Genomic DNA, 12,789 nt, shown 5'->3' with positions numbered 1-12,789 from the left:
AGAAATCTGAAATAAGTTGCAAATCATTAACTTGAAAGCGATTTAGGGGTTGACAGAGGTGCTTAAGATTGTAGAATAGCGCGCCTCAGACACACGAACGCAGCGATGCGAACGGGTTGAAGAGGTGAAGCAAGCTTCACTGTTGTAACTTGAAATATGCAGTTCCGTGATAGCTCAGTCGGTAGAGCAAATGACTGTTAATCATTGGGTCCCAGGTTCGAGTCCTGGTCACGGAGCCAATTTCAAATCGGGGTATAGCGCAGTCCGGTAGCGCGCCTGCTTTGGGAGCAGGATGTCAGGAGTTCGAATCCCCTTACCCCGACCATATTTGGGTCGTTAGCTCAGTTGGTAGAGCAGTTGGCTTTTAACCAATTGGTCGTAGGTTCGAATCCCACACGACCCACCATTTTTGAAACCAGTGATGCTGGAATCAAATCTTAAGATCAGAGGCCAAAAGCGCTGATCGAAGAAGGCGCCTTCAAAGGTGCCTTTTTTTTACCGGGGTATAGCGCAGTCCGGTAGCGCGCCTGCTTTGGGAGCAGGATGTCAGGAGTTCGAATCCCCTTACCCCGACCATATTGAAAATCCTCGTATCGAAAGATACGGGGATTTTTTTTGCCTGCGACAAAGTCACCACTTAAGTCGTCATACAACCCGCCGATAACCCGTGAAAGGGGGACTGCCAGACACCACCCCAATTCTGGTCACTACAAGAAAAAAGGCGCTCGTCATGTTGCTTCGTCAGTTGAATATTGCTCCCCGGGCAGCCTTGGGGTTTGCCTTGATTGCCGTGCTGGTGGCATTGCTCGGGGTGTTTGCCCTGGCGCAGATGTCGAGCATTCGCGAGAGCGAGGTCGCCGTGGAAAAACAATGGCTGCCGAGCATTCGCGGGGGCGACGAGATCCGTGAACTGATGCTGCGCATCCGCACCATTTCCCTGCGCATGGCGCTGGACCAGGACCCCAAAAACATTCCCGTCTACCGTGGCCAGATGGACACCCGTGACAAGGAGCTGGGCGAGAAAATCGCGGCTTATGACCATCTGGTCGACACCGCGGAAGGCCGCGCCTTGTATGACCAGTTCAAAACCACCTTCACCGCGTATCGCGCCGGCATCGCCCAGTCGTTCACCTTGGCCGAGCAGGGCCGTCGCGACGAATTGACCAAGTTGCTGCTGGTCGACATGAAAACGGTGGTCGATGGCTCCGGCAAGCAGCTCAATGACCTGGCGGAGCTGTTCGCCAAGCAGGTCGTGGTTGAAAGCGAGAAATCCGCTGCACACTATGAAACCTCGCGGACCATTGTCAGCCTGTTCATCGCGCTCGCAGCGCTGGCGACCGTGGCATTGGCCATGTTGCTGACCCGCAGCATTGTCCGTCCGCTGAGCGAAGCCGTAAGCGCCGCTGAAAGCGTGGCCCAGGGCGACCTGACCCGGCCTATCGCCACCCATGGCAGCGATGAGGTCAGTCGCTTGCTCAAGGCGCTGGCGACCATGCAGCAAAACCTGCGTGAAACCTTGCAAGCCATCAGCGGTTCGGCCACGCAACTGGCCGCCGCAGCGGATGAGCTGAACGCCGTCACCCTCGACAGCACCCAGGGGCTACAGCAACAGAACAACGAGATCGAGCAGGCGGCCACGGCGGTCAACGAGATGACCACTGCCGTGGAAGAGGTCGCCCGCAACGCGGTGTCGACGTCCGATGCCACCCGTCAGTCCAGCGAGTCGGCACACCTGGGACAGGAGCGGGTGAGCGAAACCGCCAACGCCATCAGCGCCCTGGCCAGTGAAGTGCAGCACACCGGTGAGTTGGTGCAATCGCTGGCCAATCAGTCCCAGGACATTGGCAAGGTGCTGGAAGTGATTCGGGCCATCGCGGAGCAGACCAACCTGCTGGCGCTCAACGCGGCCATCGAAGCGGCCCGTGCCGGCGAAAGTGGTCGCGGTTTTGCGGTGGTGGCTGATGAAGTGCGCGCCCTGGCGCATCGCACCCAGCAATCGACTCTGGAAATCGAGCAGATGGTCCAGGGCATGCGCAGCGGTTCGAGCCTGGCGCTGGACTCCATGAACGCCAGCGCTACCCGTGCCGCCAGCACGCTGCAACTGGCCGAGCGGGCGGGTGAGGCGTTGGTGGCGATCACCTCGTCGGTGCATGAGATTCACGAGCGCAACCTGGTGATTGCCAGTGCCGCCGAGGAGCAGGCGCAAGTGGCTCGGGAAGTGGATCGCAACCTGGTGAACATCCGCGACCTGTCGGTGCGCTCCGCCACCGGCGCCGACCAGACCAGCACCTCCAGCCATGAGCTGTCGAAGCTGGCCAATACCCTGCAGGGCATGGTCCAGCGCTTCCGGGTATAAATTCGCCCGACGAAAAAAAGCCGCGCTTTCCCATCGGAAAGCGCGGCTTTTGCTTTTGAGGCTCAGGCGCCGTCGCGGTCTTTCAGGTGCTCGAACAGACCTTTGGGCATTTTCTTGCCGTTGGCTTCGAAGTTGGCTTTGACGTTGTCGTAAGCCTCCTGCTCGTCGATGAAACCGTCATGGTTGGTGTCGATCTTGTCGAAGTCGGAGTTGGGCGCGACTTTCTTGAATTCGGCGCGGGACACTTTGCCGTCACCGTCGGTGTCGGTTTTTGCCATCGACGCATCGCCGCACTTGCCTTCGCCACATTTGCCTTCAGGGGTTTTCACCACCTGGTCGGCCGAGGCCAAGAGGTAACCCTGGGTCAGCGGCTGCGAAGCGAACGCCGAGCCGGTCAACATCATGCCGCCAGCCAGCACAGCGCCGAGCAGACCGATAGTGTTCTTGGTGGTACGAGACATTTCAATTCTCCTGGGTTGCACGACACAACCGTTCGATAAAGGACGCCACGCAAGTGCAGCGTTCACCGGAGCTGGCGGGGGTGCCTTGCTCGGATGTGGCCATTTAAAGGGCGGGGTGTATCGCTACTGTGTCGTGCGAAGGGGAGTTTGTAAGCGAAGGGGCAAAATAGCGGGGGAGATACAGTGGGACACAGTTCTGTGGATCGACCGGGCAAAAAATGTGGGAGCGGGCTTGCTCGCGAAGGCGTCGGATCAGCCGACCTTTACGTTGGCTGATCCACCCGGCCCCGCACTCGGGGGTATCAGTGCAGCTTGAGCCTTGGCTCGGTGCCGCGCCCGATCTTGCTGCCCAGCATCAACATCGCCGTGCGGAACATGCCATACAGCGCCATCTGGTGCATCCGGTACAGCGACACATAGAACATCCGCGCCAGCCAGCCCTCGAGCATCACGCTGCCGGTGAGGTTGCCCATCAGGTTACCCACCGCCGAGAAGCGCGACAGCGAGATCAGCGAGCCGTAATCGGTGTACTTGTACTCGGGCAGCGACTTGCCTTCGATGCGCAGCTTCAACGATTTGGTCAGCAACGAGGCCTGCTGATGCGCCGCCTGTGCGCGCGGCGGCACATTGCGATCGGTGCCTGGTTGCGGGCAGGCCGCACAGTCGCCGAAGGCAAAGATGTTTTCGTCACGGGTGGTTTGCAGGGTCGGCAGCACCTGCAACTGGTTGATGCGGTTGGTTTCCAGGCCATCGATGTCCTTGAGGAAACCCGGAGCGCGAATCCCGGCGGCCCAGACCTTGAGGCCGGCATTGATCACATTGCCATCGGCGGTGATCAGGCTGTCGGCGGTGACCTCGCTGACCGCCGCGTTGGTCATGACGTTGACCCCGAGTTTTTCCAGGGTTTTATGCACCGGCCCGCTGATGCGTTCCGGCAAGGCTGGCAGCACCCGTGGCCCGGCTTCGATCAGGGTGATGTGCATGTTTTCCGGCTTGATCCGGTCCAGCCCGTAGGCCGCCAGTTCATGGGCCGCGTTGTGCAGTTCGGCAGCCAGTTCCACGCCGGTGGCGCCGGCACCGACGATGGCCACGCTGATCTGTTGCACCGCATCGGTTTGCCCGGCATGAGCGCGCAGGTAATGGTTGAGCAACTGCTGGTGGAAGCGCTCGGCCTGTTTGCGGGTGTCGAGGAACAGGCAATGCTGCGCGGCGCCCTGGGTGCCGAAATCGTTGGTCGTACTGCCGACGGCGATCACCAGTGTGTCGTAAGGCACTTCGCGTGCCGGCACCAGTTCCAGGCCGGCTTCGTCGTAGGTGGCCGCCAGCTGGATTTTCTTCAGGGTGCGATCAAGCCCGCTCATGCGCCCCAGCTGGAACTCGAAGTGGTTCCATTTTGCCTGGGCGACGTAGTTGAGTTCGTCTTCGGAAGAGTTCAGGGAGCCGGCCGCCACTTCATGCAACAGCGGTTTCCAGATGTGGGTCAGGTTCGCGTCGACCAGCATCACGCTGGCCGTGCCGCGCTTGCCCAGAGTCTTACCCAGACGGGTAGCCAACTCCAGACCGCCGGCGCCGCCGCCGACAATGACAATACGATGGGACATGGGGATAACTCGCAAGGCTAAAGGAAATCGGTGCAGTCATCCGAGCGAGCGCCAGGCAGCTCATAGCGTCAGGTAACTGATAAGTCGGCTCAACAGGCCCAGGCTGATGGTCACAGCCAGCACCATCACCAGGAGCATCCACGGCCGAAAGGGCCGGCGCTCGACTCGGTGCTGGGACAACTGCAGGTACTCTTCGACATGCTTTTGGTCGTCAGGGTTCAGGCGGCTGGTCATATCGGGCCTCGTCAGGGGTAGACGTTGCTGAATGGATTGAAGCTACATGCGCACGGCAGGGTCACGCATCAGCCCGCATTGAACGGAGCATAGCCGCTCGGCGGAATCGGCTCGACCTTGACGGTGTCGTCCAGGCGAATGATTCCACTTTGTAACACCCGGGCGGTGATTCCACCATGCCCGCGAACAGCCTGGAAGGTACCCGGGCCGAGGTTGTCCTGCAGGCGCGCGCAGGGCTGGCACCAGCCCGTGGTTTCGAAGATCGCCTGGCCGATCCTGAAGCGTCGGCCTTTGAGACTGAACAGGTTGATACCGCTGACGACGATGTTGCGCCGCAGGTCCTGCGGCAATACGGGCTGGTCATCGGCGCGGCCCATCAGCGCACTGATGACGGCCAGGTGCTCCCACTGGATCAGCGTCACCTGGCGCGCATTGCGCACGCCGGGGCGAGCGCGGTCACCGGTCAGGCCGGCTTCCAGGCGAGCCTCTACCGCCTCCAGCTCGATCATCGGCGCATGGCGTTGCGGACGTACGCCGATCCAGCGCACGCGGCCCAGCTGCGGCACTTCGGCGATCAATGCCTGCAGCGGGCTCACAGGCTGATCCCGACATCGAACACGATGCTGCGCCCCAGGTTGCCGCGCAGGAAGTCCGGCGCATCCGGGTGGGCAAACAGCACGCGGGCGAAGGTGGGGCCCACCAGCGACAAGGAGCGCCAGCCCTGGCGCAAATATTCGGTGGGCGGTGGAAAGTGGCTGTTGAGGTCGAGCACTTCGCGCTTGAGGCTGGTGAAGGCAATGATGTCCAGCTCGCCCAGGTCCATGCCGCGTTCCTTGTAGTTGTGGGCTTTCTTGCGCAGGGTCGGCGCCAGCCTCTGCAGAAATTCATTGGCCGGAATGCGCCTGGGCTTGGCTTCGCGACGTACCAGTGAACTGAGCGAAAACGCGCTGCGCCGCCGTTGCAGCTCATCGCGCCATTCGTCGTTGAGGCGTCGCCCCTCGTCGAGGACGAAGAACACTTCAAAGTTGGCGTCCCGGAACAGCACGTCCGGCGGTTCCCCGGCGGGGGCGAATTCGTCGACGCGGTACGGAATGTTCAGCCCTTGCAGCAGGCGTTGGCAGACCCAACGCTCACGCTCCCATTTGCGGGCATTGGACAGGAACGCGTTGGCTTGCTCGGCCGCGATGGTCAGCAGGCGTAAGTAGTCGGAGTCATCCATAGGCCCAAGCTTAGCGTTCAAATGCGACAAGCTGAAAGCGTTTAACGGTAAAGCTCGTCACTGGCAGGGGGAACAGCCGGTGTAGACTGATGGCCATTATGTGCAAGCGATTGAACGAGGATCAGACGTGAAATATTGGCCGGTGTTGCTGCTCGGACTTTTACCCCTGGGGGCCCATGCGCTTGAAACAGGCGAGCGCCTGGCACCCTGGACGTTGCTGGATCAGTTCGATCAGGCCTACAGCCTTGACGATCAGACGCAGACATTGCTGGTGGCGCGGAGCATGGACGGGGCCAAGTTGGTCGAGGCGGCGCTGCAAGGTCAGCCGAAGGGCTACCTGGAAGCACGCCACGCGGTGTTTGTCGCGGACATCGAGCGCATGCCACGGCTGGTGGCCAAATTGTTCGCCGTGCCGGCCATGCGCGACTATGCCTATCGGGTCATGCTGGATCGTGAGGGTCGAGTGGCCCCGCGCTATCCGGGGGCTGTGGATAAAGTGCTGTGGCTGACCCTCAGGAAGGGGCAATTGGTGGACCAGCACGAATACGCCACGGCCGCGCAATTGCGTGAGGCATTGGAGAAAGCCGGGCCATGATCGGCGTGGAGGTGCTGTCGGCGCAGAGCCTGACGGTCGGCTGGCTGATTTACCTGCCGGTGATTGCCTGGGCTGTCTGGCGCACGCCCTGGGTCGAATTGTTCGCCGACAGCCGGCGCCAGCATCTGCTGTTCGGCACGGTGTTCGCGCTGTTCATGTTGTGGCTGGTGCGACGGGATTTCGATACCGGCGTGTCCTATCACTTTCTCGGCATGACCGCCGTAACCCTGCTGCTGGACTGGCCCCTGGCAATCGTCGGTGGCCTGGTCGCGCAGGCAGGCCTGGTGCTGCTCGGCCGCCAGGACCTCGCCGCCGTCGGGGTCAACGGCGCCTTGTTGATCGTGTTGCCCGTATTGATCACCGAGTGCTGCGCCATCCTGGTGGAGCGTGCGCAGCCACGTAATCTCTTCGTTTACATCTTCGTGTCCGGTTTCTTCGCGGCCGCGTTGTCGGCGTTGTTGTGCCTGCTCCTGGCGCTGTGGCTGCTGTGGTATGACGGGTTGTTCGCCATGCCCTACTGGCTGGAAGACTTCGTCGGCTACCTGTGGTTGATCATCTTTCCGGAGGCCTTCATCAACGGCATGGTGGTCAGTGCGCTGGTGGTGTTCTGCCCCGAATGGCTGGAGACCTTCAACCGCACCCGCTACCTTTCGGCGCCCTGGAAGGATGACGACCCGAAATCTTGATCCACATCAAAGGCAAAAAAACCAGACGAATTCATGCTCCGAAAAACCTTTCAGGAGCATTGAAATGAGTGTCTACGAATGGGCAAGGCAGGAACTGCGCCACAGTCTGGATGCCGCGCAGGAAGTCGGGTTTGATCCGGGGCTGAGCCTGCGCGCCCTGCTCAGCGCGGTGGTGCAGCAGAGCAAGGCGGTGCGCAGTGTCGAGGACCTGGCCGACGAGTTGCAGTTTCTCGCCGAAAACCTCGATGACGGTCAGGACTACGGGTTCATGCGGCCCTGAATATCGTCCTCAGTGACGCGGTTCGAAGTCTTCGCTGAACAGGTCGTCCTCGGCGTCCGGGCTCACCGGAATCTTGTGTTCCTCCGATGCCCAGGCGCCCAGGTCGATCAGTTTGCAGCGGTCCGAACAGAACGGCCGGAAGGTGCTCTCGGGGCTCCATTCGACAGGGGCGCCGCAGGTTGGGCAATCGACGGTCGGGATTGGGCTCATGACTGGCCTCCACGCAATGTTAAGTAAAAGTGATGCAGGCGCTCGACCTCGCTGTGCAGCCAGGCGAGGTCGCGGTCGTTGACCACCACGTCGTCGGCGTGGCTCACGCGATCCTCACGGCTGGATTGCGCCTTGAGGATCGCCTGGACCTGTTGCTCGCTGGTCTGGTCGCGCTGCAGGGTGCGTTCGATCTGTAGCTGTTCGGGCGCATCGATCACCAGCACGCGCTGGGTCATTGCGTATTGCCCGGATTCGATCAGCAACGGCGAAACCAGAATCGCGTAAGGCGATTGTGCCTTGCCCAGATGCTCGGCGATTTCCTCGGCGATCAGTGGATGCAGCAGCGCTTCGAGCCAGCGTCGCTCTTGCGGGTCTTCGAAGATCAACTTGCGCAGCGCCGCACGATCCAGTTGGCCGTTGGCCTGCAACACGCCGGGGCCAAAATGTTCGGCGATCCGCGCCAGCGCCGGGCGACCCGGCTCCACGACCCAGCGCGCCGCGTGATCGGCATCGACCACATGGACGCCCAGGTCGATGAAGTGCTGGGCCGCCGCGCTTTTGCCGCTGCCAATGCCGCCGGTGAGGCCGAGAATCCAGGGTTTTTCCGCAGGGGTATTCATTTCAAACCGACAAACTGCCAATAGAAGTCGGTTATTTGACCACCCCAGAGCAAGGCAATCCAGCCGGCAATTGCCAGATAGGGGCCAAAGGGCAGCGGTGTCGAGTGTCTGGCATCGCGCAGCTTCAGCAAAATCACCCCGACCACGGCCCCGACCAGCGACGACAACAGGAGCGTCAGCGGCAGAATCTGCCATCCGCCCCAGGCCCCCAGCAGGGCCAGCAGCTTGAAATCACCGTGGCCCATGCCGTCCTTGCCGGTGATCAGCTTGAACAGCCAGAACACCGCCCACAGCGCCAGGTAGCCGGCAACGGCGCCCCACAAGGCCTCGTGCAACGGCACGAACAACTCGAAGCTGTTGACGATCAGCCCCAGCCACAACAACGGCAGCACCAGTACGTCGGGCAACAATTGATGCTCGGCATCGATCAGGCTCATGGCCAGCAGGCCCCAGCTCAGTACCAGCACCAGCACCGCTTGCCAGCCGAAACCGAAATGCCAGGCAATGAAGGCCGATAGCAGGCCACAGACCAGTTCGGTCAATGGATAGCGCCTACCGATCGGCGTGGCGCAACTCGAGCAGCGCCCGCGCAAGCCGACGTAACTGAGCAGCGGAATGTTTTCCCAGGCACGGATCCGATGCCCGCAATGCGGGCACTGGGAATGCGGTAGCAGCAGGTTATAAGTGGGCTGCGGTGTCTCGCCCGGCAGGCCGAGAATTTCATGGGCCTGCAATCGCCATTCGCGTGCGAGCATTTTTGGCAGGCGCCAGGTCACCACGTTGAGAAAACTGCCGACCAGCAGGCCGAGCAGCAGCGCGATGAAGACAAACGCCAGCGGGTAAAGGGTCAGGATGTCAGGCCAGGGCATATCAGATCGCTGCGCCGAGTTGGAAGATCGGCAGGTACATCGCCACCACCAGGCCGCCGACGACAACACCCAGGACCACCATGATGAACGGCTCCATCAGGCTGGTGAGGTTGTCGACCATGTTGTCGACCTCGGCCTCATAGAAACCGGCAACCTTGTCGAGCATGTCGTCCAGGGCACCGGACTCTTCGCCAATGGCCGTCATCTGAATCGCCATGTTGGGAAAGATGCCGGCGGTGCGCATGGCGAAATTCAGCTGCATCCCCGTCGATACGTCTTGCCTGATGCGCAGCACCGCACGCTTGAACACGACATTGCCGGTGGCACCGGCCACCGACTCCAGTGCCTCGACCAGCGGCACGCCGGCGGCGAAGGTGGTCGACAGCGTACGGGCAAATCGGGCCACGGCCGACTTGTACATCAACGTGCCGATCAACGGCAGTTTCAGCAGCCAGGTGTCCATCGTGTCGCGAAAGCCCTGGGAAGTTTTCAGGGCACGACGCACGCCGAAGATTGCCGCGATCAGGAGGCCGAGGGCGATCCACCAGCCCTCCTGCAACAGCTTCGACAGGCCGATGACCATGACCGTGAACGCCGGCAGTTCCGCGCCAAAGCTCTTGAACACCGACTCGAACTGCGGCACCACCTTGATCAGCAGGATACCGGTGACAATGATCGCGACGAACACCACGGCCAGCGGGTAGGTCATGGCTTTCTTGATCTTGGCCTTGAGGCTTTCACTCTTTTCCTTGTAGGTGGCGACCCGTTCCAGCAGGGTGTCCAGCGCGCCGGCCTGCTCACCGGCGTCCACCAGGTTGCAGTAGAGCTCGTCGAAGTACTCCGGCTTCTTGCGCAGGGCGGCGGCGAAGCTGTTGCCGGCCGCCACCTCCTGTTTCACCTCGTCCACCAGTTTGCGCATGGCCGGGTTGTCGAAGCCTTCGCCGATGATGTCGAAGGACTGCAACAGCGGCACCCCGGCTTTCATCATCGTCGCCATCTGCCGGGTGAACAGGGCAATGTCCTGGGCCTTGATGCGTTTTCCCAGGTTAAGGATCGAGGCGGATTTCTTGCGCACCTTGCCGGGGTTGATGCCTTGCTTGCGCAGTTGCGCCTTGACCAGGGCCGGGTTCTGACCGCTGAGCTCGCCGGTCATTTTCGTGCCTTTCCTGTCGGTGCCTTCCCAGGCGTACACGCTGATTTTTGCTGCTTTGACCGCCATGTTCAGTCCTTGGTAACCCGGTTGATTTCTTCAAGGCTGGTAATACCCTGCATGGCCTTGATCAGCCCCGAGGTCCGCAGGTCGTTGAAACCGTCCTTGCGCATCTGGCTATCGATTTCCAGCGAGTTGCCTTCGGCCATGATCAGCCGTTGCAGATCCGCCGTGTTCTTCACCACTTCGTAGATCCCCACGCGTCCCTTGTAGCCGCCATTGCAATGATCGCAGCCGACCGGCTCATAGATCGTGAACTGGCCGAGGCGTTCCTCGGGGAAGCCTTCCCTGAGCAACACCTCGCGGGGAACATCCAGCGGCTTCTTGCAATGGGTGCACAGCTTGCGCGCCAGGCGTTGGGCAATGATCAGGCTGACCGAGGTGGCGATGTTGAACCCGTGGATGCCCATGTTGTGCAGGCGGGTCAGGGTTTCCGCCGCGCTGTTGGTGTGCAGGGTCGAGAGCACCAGGTGCCCGGTCTGGGCCGCCTTGATGGCGATCTCGGCAGTTTCCAGGTCGCGGATCTCGCCGACCATGATCACGTCCGGGTCCTGGCGCAGGAACGAACGCAACGCCTGGGGAAAGCCCATGCCCTGCTTGGCATTGACGTTGACCTGGTTGATGCCTTCCATGTTGATCTCCACCGGGTCCTCGGCCGTGGAGATGTTGATGTCAACGGTATTGAGGATGTTCAGCCCGGTGTAGAGCGATACGGTCTTGCCCGAGCCGGTGGGGCCGGTGACCAGGATCATCCCTTGCGGTTGCTTCAGCGCTTCCATGTACAGGTCTTTCTGCTCGGGCTCGTAGCCGAGGGCGTCGATGCCCATTTGCGCGCTGGACGGATCGAGGATCCGGATCACCACTTTCTCGCCCCACAGGGTCGGCAGGGTATTGACCCGGAAGTCGATGGACTTGCTCTTGGACAGGCGCATCTTGATCCGCCCGTCCTGGGGTTTGCGCCGTTCGGAGATGTCGAGGCTGGCCATGACCTTCAGGCGCGCGGCAATGCGGTTGGCCAGTTGGATCGGCGGCTTGGCGACTTCGCGCAGCATGCCGTCCGTGCGCACCCGCACGCGGTAGGTCTTTTCGTAGGGTTCGAAGTGCAGGTCGGATGAACCGCCCCTGATGGCGTCGAGCAACATCTTGTGAACGAAGCGCACCACCGGCGCGTCGTCGGCATCCTGCCCGGCGATGCCATCCTGTCGAGCGTCATCGATCGACTCGATGTCCACACCATCGAGGTCGACGTCAGGCATGTCCTCCAGGCCGGTGGCATGGCTGTCGAAAAACTTCTCGATGGCGTCGCTGAGTTTGTCGTCTTCGACCAGTATGGCTTCGGTGGTGAGCCCGGTGCTGAACTGGATGTCGTTGATGGCCTGGTGATTGGTCGGGTCGGAGACGCCCACGAACAGTTTGTTGCCGCGCCGCCACAGGGGCAGGGCATGGTGCTGGCGAACCAGTTTTTCGCTGACCAGGCCCTTGGGTTGCGACTCCTTGTCCAGCCGATGCAGGTCGAGCAAGGCCATGCCGAAATGCTCCGAGGCAATCTCGGCCACCTGGCGGCTCTTCACCAGTTTGTTTTGCACCAGATAACTGACCAGGGACAGTTTCTGGCGTTGGGCTTGCTGATACGCCTGTTGCGCGCTTTTTTCAGTGAGCAGTTCGGCCAGGACCAGTTGTTTGGCCAGGCCGCTTAGAGCGATGTCATTCATGGGAATACCGGACGCAGACAGTTCATGACTTATAGCCTAGTCAACCGGACGCGCCAAACCCGCGCTGTTGAAGTGACAAAAAGTGTCAGATAGTGCGGCTTTTGCGGACCGCTCGCCGCGTGGTCGGGTTTCCGCCCCCCGGGAACAAGGGGCTGAAGGCTTGGCACGGGCTGTGCTGCGGCTGATTCAGATCATGAGATTTCGACTCATGCATGGAGCTTGTCTATGAATACTCAGAAAGGTTTCACCCTTATCGAACTGCTGATCGTGGTGGCGATCATCGGGATCCTGGCGACGTTTGCGATTCCGGCGTACTCCAAGTACCAGGCCCGGGCGAAGGTGACGGCGGGGTTGGCGGAGATTTCGGCGCTGAAAGTCAATTATGAAGATAAGGTCAATTCGGGTACGACGTCGCCATCCACCACCGATATCGGCGCCAGCACGACTTCGCAGCACTGCACGATCACCGTCCTGGCATCGCCAAGCAGCGGGATTGTCTGCACGCTCAAGGGGGCACCGACCGTCGTCGCCAACGCGACGATCACGCTGACTCGTGATGCCACCAGCGGATGGTCATGCAAAACCAGCGCAGCGTCCGATTACGCACCAGCGGGTTGCCCTACCGGGACCTGATCATCAACGGCTCACTGGACCCCGCCTCGTGAGAGGCGGGGTTTTTTTTTGCGGATTTGAGTGAGCTATCGACGCATGACCGGAGTAATAGCAAAACTTTCGC

At 61.0% G+C, this 12,789-nt stretch carries 15 protein-coding genes and 4 tRNA genes; 9 read left to right on the top strand and 10 right to left on the bottom strand.

Annotated features, from left to right (window positions below; translation table 11 throughout):
• The first annotated feature begins 163 nt into the window (after positions 1 to 163).
• The 5 genes from IB249_RS26845 to IB249_RS26825 all read left to right on the top strand — a co-directional run bounded on the left by IB249_RS26845 (position 164) and on the right by IB249_RS26825 (position 2,356).
• A tRNA-Asn gene (locus tag IB249_RS26845) sits at positions 164 to 239 on the top strand.
• 9 nt (positions 240 to 248) lie between these two features.
• Positions 249 to 325 (top strand) — tRNA-Pro (locus tag IB249_RS26840).
• Positions 326 to 330: 5 nt separating this feature from the next.
• Positions 331 to 406 (top strand) — tRNA-Lys (locus IB249_RS26835).
• A 93-nt stretch (positions 407 to 499) separates the two neighbouring features.
• A tRNA-Pro gene (locus tag IB249_RS26830) sits at positions 500 to 576 on the top strand.
• Positions 577 to 730: 154 nt separating this feature from the next.
• Positions 731 to 2,356: a methyl-accepting chemotaxis protein gene (locus IB249_RS26825; protein WP_192308985.1), complete on the top strand. Its 1,626-nt coding sequence runs from the start codon at positions 731 to 733 to the stop codon at positions 2,354 to 2,356.
• 62 nt (positions 2,357 to 2,418) lie between these two features.
• Here IB249_RS26825 and IB249_RS26820 read toward each other — a convergent pair whose 3' ends face one another.
• The 5 genes from IB249_RS26820 to IB249_RS26800 form a co-directional block, all read right to left on the bottom strand.
• Positions 2,419 to 2,817, bottom strand: a complete 399-nt coding sequence (locus IB249_RS26820; protein ID WP_192308983.1) for an EF-hand domain-containing protein — start codon at positions 2,815 to 2,817, stop codon at positions 2,419 to 2,421.
• A gap of 302 nt (positions 2,818 to 3,119) precedes the next feature.
• Positions 3,120 to 4,418: an NAD(P)/FAD-dependent oxidoreductase gene (locus tag IB249_RS26815; protein WP_192308981.1), complete on the bottom strand. Its 1,299-nt coding sequence runs from the start codon at positions 4,416 to 4,418 to the stop codon at positions 3,120 to 3,122.
• A gap of 60 nt (positions 4,419 to 4,478) precedes the next feature.
• The gene (locus IB249_RS26810) at positions 4,479 to 4,652 is read right to left on the bottom strand and encodes a DUF3094 family protein (RefSeq protein ID WP_192308979.1); all 174 of its coding nucleotides are present in this window, start codon (positions 4,650 to 4,652) and stop codon (positions 4,479 to 4,481) included.
• A gap of 68 nt (positions 4,653 to 4,720) precedes the next feature.
• A complete protein-coding gene (locus IB249_RS26805) occupies positions 4,721 to 5,248 on the bottom strand; it encodes an MOSC domain-containing protein (RefSeq protein ID WP_192308977.1) in 528 nt (175 codons plus the stop codon).
• A complete protein-coding gene (locus IB249_RS26800) occupies positions 5,245 to 5,871 on the bottom strand; it encodes a DUF1780 domain-containing protein (protein WP_192308975.1) in 627 nt (208 codons plus the stop codon). Before IB249_RS26800 ends, IB249_RS26805 begins: the two co-directional genes overlap by 4 nt.
• Before the next feature lie 127 nt (positions 5,872 to 5,998).
• On the opposite strand from IB249_RS26800, the gene IB249_RS26795 reads away from it, so the two are divergent.
• The 3 genes from IB249_RS26795 to IB249_RS26785 all read left to right on the top strand — a co-directional run bounded on the left by IB249_RS26795 (position 5,999) and on the right by IB249_RS26785 (position 7,432).
• On the top strand, positions 5,999 to 6,466 hold the full coding sequence (locus tag IB249_RS26795) for an FAD/FMN-containing dehydrogenase (protein ID WP_192308973.1): 468 nt from the start codon (positions 5,999 to 6,001) through the stop codon (positions 6,464 to 6,466).
• Positions 6,463 to 7,152, top strand: coding sequence for an energy-coupling factor ABC transporter permease (locus IB249_RS26790; RefSeq protein ID WP_192308971.1), 690 nt, complete (start codon positions 6,463 to 6,465; stop codon positions 7,150 to 7,152). The genes IB249_RS26795 and IB249_RS26790 overlap by 4 nt, the downstream gene beginning before the upstream one ends.
• A 64-nt stretch (positions 7,153 to 7,216) precedes the next feature.
• A complete protein-coding gene (locus IB249_RS26785; protein WP_008033212.1) occupies positions 7,217 to 7,432 on the top strand; it encodes a hypothetical protein in 216 nt (71 codons plus the stop codon).
• 9 nt (positions 7,433 to 7,441) lie between these two features.
• On the opposite strand, the gene yacG is transcribed toward IB249_RS26785, so the two are convergent.
• Genes yacG through pilB form a run of 5 tightly spaced genes read right to left on the bottom strand, consistent with a single transcriptional unit; the run spans position 7,442 to position 12,053 of the window.
• Positions 7,442 to 7,642: a DNA gyrase inhibitor YacG gene (yacG, locus tag IB249_RS26780; protein ID WP_192308969.1), complete on the bottom strand. Its 201-nt coding sequence runs from the start codon at positions 7,640 to 7,642 to the stop codon at positions 7,442 to 7,444.
• On the bottom strand, positions 7,639 to 8,262 hold the full coding sequence (gene coaE, locus IB249_RS26775) for a dephospho-CoA kinase (protein ID WP_192308967.1): 624 nt from the start codon (positions 8,260 to 8,262) through the stop codon (positions 7,639 to 7,641). The genes yacG and coaE overlap by 4 nt, the downstream gene beginning before the upstream one ends.
• Positions 8,259 to 9,131 (bottom strand): prepilin peptidase, encoded by an 873-nt coding sequence (locus IB249_RS26770; protein ID WP_192308965.1) that lies wholly within the window; start codon positions 9,129 to 9,131, stop codon positions 8,259 to 8,261. Before IB249_RS26770 ends, coaE begins: the two co-directional genes overlap by 4 nt.
• Before the next feature lies 1 nt (position 9,132).
• On the bottom strand, positions 9,133 to 10,350 hold the full coding sequence (locus IB249_RS26765; protein WP_192308963.1) for a type II secretion system F family protein: 1,218 nt from the start codon (positions 10,348 to 10,350) through the stop codon (positions 9,133 to 9,135).
• A gap of 2 nt (positions 10,351 to 10,352) precedes the next feature.
• Positions 10,353 to 12,053 carry a type IV-A pilus assembly ATPase PilB gene (gene pilB, locus IB249_RS26760; protein ID WP_192308961.1) on the bottom strand — a complete coding sequence of 567 codons (1,701 nt, stop codon included), beginning with the start codon at positions 12,051 to 12,053 and terminating at the stop codon, positions 10,353 to 10,355.
• A 225-nt stretch (positions 12,054 to 12,278) separates the two neighbouring features.
• On the opposite strand from pilB, the gene IB249_RS26755 reads away from it, so the two are divergent.
• Positions 12,279 to 12,686, top strand: coding sequence for a pilin (locus IB249_RS26755; protein ID WP_192308959.1), 408 nt, complete (start codon positions 12,279 to 12,281; stop codon positions 12,684 to 12,686).
• The last annotated feature ends 103 nt before the right edge of the window (positions 12,687 to 12,789 follow it).

Source organism: Pseudomonas sp. PDM04 (assembly GCF_014851765.1).
In the GTDB taxonomy this organism is placed as follows: Bacteria; Pseudomonadota; Gammaproteobacteria; order Pseudomonadales; family Pseudomonadaceae; genus Aquipseudomonas.
Note: the sequence above shows the minus strand (reverse complement) of the source record. Positions and strands in the feature narration are given on the sequence as shown.

What these genes read in the sequence shown, in the direction of transcription:
- IB249_RS26800 (WP_192308975.1), bottom strand. Translation starts at nt 5,871, where the DNA reads ATGGATGACTCCGACTACTTACGCCTGCTGACCATCGCGGCCGAGCAA.
- IB249_RS26790 (WP_192308971.1), top strand. Translation starts at nt 6,463, where the DNA reads ATGATCGGCGTGGAGGTGCTGTCGGCGCAGAGCCTGACGGTCGGCTGG.
- IB249_RS26815 (WP_192308981.1), bottom strand. Translation starts at nt 4,418, where the DNA reads ATGTCCCATCGTATTGTCATTGTCGGCGGCGGCGCCGGCGGTCTGGAG.
- IB249_RS26810 (WP_192308979.1), bottom strand. Translation starts at nt 4,652, where the DNA reads ATGACCAGCCGCCTGAACCCTGACGACCAAAAGCATGTCGAAGAGTAC.
- IB249_RS26820 (WP_192308983.1), bottom strand. Translation starts at nt 2,817, where the DNA reads ATGTCTCGTACCACCAAGAACACTATCGGTCTGCTCGGCGCTGTGCTG.
- IB249_RS26765 (WP_192308963.1), bottom strand. Translation starts at nt 10,350, where the DNA reads ATGGCGGTCAAAGCAGCAAAAATCAGCGTGTACGCCTGGGAAGGCACC.
- IB249_RS26770 (WP_192308965.1), bottom strand. Translation starts at nt 9,131, where the DNA reads ATGCCCTGGCCTGACATCCTGACCCTTTACCCGCTGGCGTTTGTCTTC.
- IB249_RS26755 (WP_192308959.1), top strand. Translation starts at nt 12,279, where the DNA reads ATGAATACTCAGAAAGGTTTCACCCTTATCGAACTGCTGATCGTGGTG.
- yacG (WP_192308969.1), bottom strand. Translation starts at nt 7,642, where the DNA reads ATGAGCCCAATCCCGACCGTCGATTGCCCAACCTGCGGCGCCCCTGTC.
- IB249_RS26825 (WP_192308985.1), top strand. Translation starts at nt 731, where the DNA reads ATGTTGCTTCGTCAGTTGAATATTGCTCCCCGGGCAGCCTTGGGGTTT.
- coaE (WP_192308967.1), bottom strand. Translation starts at nt 8,262, where the DNA reads ATGAATACCCCTGCGGAAAAACCCTGGATTCTCGGCCTCACCGGCGGC.
- pilB (WP_192308961.1), bottom strand. Translation starts at nt 12,053, where the DNA reads ATGAATGACATCGCTCTAAGCGGCCTGGCCAAACAACTGGTCCTGGCC.
- IB249_RS26785 (WP_008033212.1), top strand. Translation starts at nt 7,217, where the DNA reads ATGAGTGTCTACGAATGGGCAAGGCAGGAACTGCGCCACAGTCTGGAT.